2 protein-coding genes are annotated in these 2,492 nt (G+C 63.1%); both read left to right on the top strand.

Translation table 11 applies throughout. The annotated features are described in order from the left end of the window. Positions 1–112 precede the first annotated feature (112 nt). Positions 113–1,639: an IS21 family transposase gene (istA, locus tag CFE35_RS22450; RefSeq protein WP_292934095.1), complete on the top strand. Its 1,527-nt coding sequence runs from the start codon at positions 113–115 to the stop codon at positions 1,637–1,639. Further along, a complete protein-coding gene (istB, locus tag CFE35_RS22455; protein ID WP_264425633.1) occupies positions 1,629–2,408 on the top strand; it encodes an IS21-like element helper ATPase IstB in 780 nt (259 codons plus the stop codon). The genes istA and istB overlap by 11 nt, the downstream gene beginning before the upstream one ends. The last annotated feature ends 84 nt before the right edge of the window (positions 2,409–2,492 follow it).

The raw sequence follows: 2,492 nt of genomic DNA on the forward strand, positions 1-2,492 counted from the left end.
TGTTGATTTCCACTGAGAGCTGACCCGGGAGGCGCATAATTTCCACTGAGAAGTGACCCATGTTCTGACCTTCCCCCTGGCTGCCTGGTCGGGGGACATTGGAGTGATCGACATGGCTTTATTGAGCGTTATCCGGCGCTGGCATTTTCGTGATGAGATGCCGATCCGGGAGATCGAGCGACGCACAGGTTTGTCGCGCAACACGATCCGCAAGTACCTTCGTGCCGGGACAGTTGAACCCAAGTTCAAGGTTCCCGAGCGGCCGAGCAAGCTTGATCCATTTGCCGAGAAGCTTTCGGGTTGGCTGCGGGCCGAGGGCTCCAAGTCGCGCAAACAGCGGCGCACTGCCAAGCAGATGCACGCCGACCTCATGGTGCTGGGCTACGCCGGATCGTATGGCCGTGTGTCGGCCTTCGTCAGGGCGTGGAAGGCCGAGCGGCAACGCGAAGCGCAGACCAGCGGGCGCGGTACGTTCGTACCGCTGGTGTTTGCGGCAGGCGAAGCGTTCCAGTTCGACTGGAGCGAGGACTGGGCAATGCTGGGCGGCCGGCAGACCAAGCTGCAAGTGGCGCATACCAAGCTCTCGCACAGCCGTGCCTTCGCCGTTCGGGCCTATCCGCTACAGACCCACGAGATGCTGTTCGACGCGCTGACCCAGGCGTTCCGCGTGCTGGGCGGCGTGCCGCGGCGGGGGATCTTCGACAACATGCGCACGGCGGTCGACCGGATCGGTACGGGCAAGGCCCGGCAGGTCAACGCACGGTTCGCGGCGATGGCGAGCCATTATCTGTTCGAGCCCGAGTTCTGCAACCCGGCTTCGGGTTGGGAGAAGGGACAGGTCGAGAAGAACGTCCAGGATGCCCGGCGGCGGCTGTGGCAACCCATGCCCAGCTTCCCCGACCTCGACGCGCTCAACGCCTGGCTTGAAGCGCAGTGCATCGCGCAATGGGCGCAGATCGAACATGGCATGCAGCCTGGCACCGTCGCCGATGTCCGAGCCGCCGAGGAGGCCAGTCTGATGCCGCTAGGCCGGCCGTTCGACGGCTTCGTCGAACATACCAAGCGGGTATCACCCACCTGTCTCGTGAGCTTCGAACGCACGCGCTACAGCGTGCCGGCATCGTTCGCCAACCGCCCGGTCAGCTTGCGGATTTATCCAGATCGGATCGTGATCGCCGCCGAGGGTCAGATCCTGTGCGAGCACAGCCGGATCATCGATCGATCCCATCACACCTGCGGGCGAACGATCTATGACTGGCGGCATTATCTGGCGGTGATCCAGCGCAAGCCCGGAGCCTTGCGCAATGGTGCACCGTTCGCCGAGATGCCCGATGCGTTCCGGCAGCTTCAAAGCCAGCTCCTGCGCCGCCCTGGCGGAGACAGGGAGATGGCCGAGATCCTGGCGCTCGTGCTGCAGCATGACGAGCAAGCCGTGCTGTGCGCGGTCGAACTAGCGTTAGAGGCCGGCGTTGCCACCAAGACCCATGTCCTCAATGTCCTGCATCGCCTGATCGACGGCAAGGCTCCTCCGGCGTCCCCGATTGATGCACCGCAGGCGCTGCGTCTTGCCCAGGAACCGCTCGCTAATGTCGGACGCTACGATGCCCTTCGCGATGGAGGGCTGCGCCATGCGTCATGATCCTGCCAGTGCCGCCGTGGTGGTCATGCTCAAGGCGCTCAAGATGTACGGCATGGCCCAGGCCGTCAGCGATCTCATCGAGCAAGGCGCGCCCGCGTTCGACGCGGCCGTGCCGATCGTGTCCCAGCTCCTCAAGGCCGAGATGGCCGAACGGGAAGTCCGGTCGATCGCCTACCAGATCAAGGCTGCCCGGTTCCCCGCTTACAAGGACCTGGCAGGGTTCGACTTTGCTTCCAGCGAGGTCAACGAAGCCATGGTCCGCCAGCTTCACCGCGGCGAGTTCATCGACGGCGCCGACAATGTCGTGCTGATCGGCGGTCCGGGAACCGGCAAGAGCCATATCGCAACAGCGCTCGGTGTTCAGGCGGCTGAGCATCACCGCAAGAAAGTGCGGTTCTTCGCCACTGTCGATCTGGTCAATGCGCTCGAGCAGGAAAAGGCCGCGAACAAGGCGGGCCAGCTTGCCGATCGTCTGCTGCGCCTCGATCTCATCATCCTCGATGAGCTGGGATATCTGCCGTTCAGCCCCTCAGGCGGTGCGCTGCTGTTCCATCTGCTGAGCAAACTCTACGAGCGTACCAGCGTCGTCATCACCACCAATCTCAGCTTCAGCGAATGGGCCGAGGTGTTCGGCGATGCCAAGATGACCACTGCGCTGCTCGATCGGCTCACGCACCATTGCCACATCCTGGAAACCGGCAACGACAGCTTCCGGTTCAGGGCCAGCGCTGGAGCGCCCAAAACGCGAAAGGAAAAAGCCACCACTTGACCCATCCCTGCACCGCGGGGCACCATATCCACCCGGGTCACTTCTCGATGAAAATCCCGGGTCAACTCTCAGCGGAAATCAACA

It is taken from the genome of Novosphingobium sp. PASSN1, from assembly GCF_002278815.1.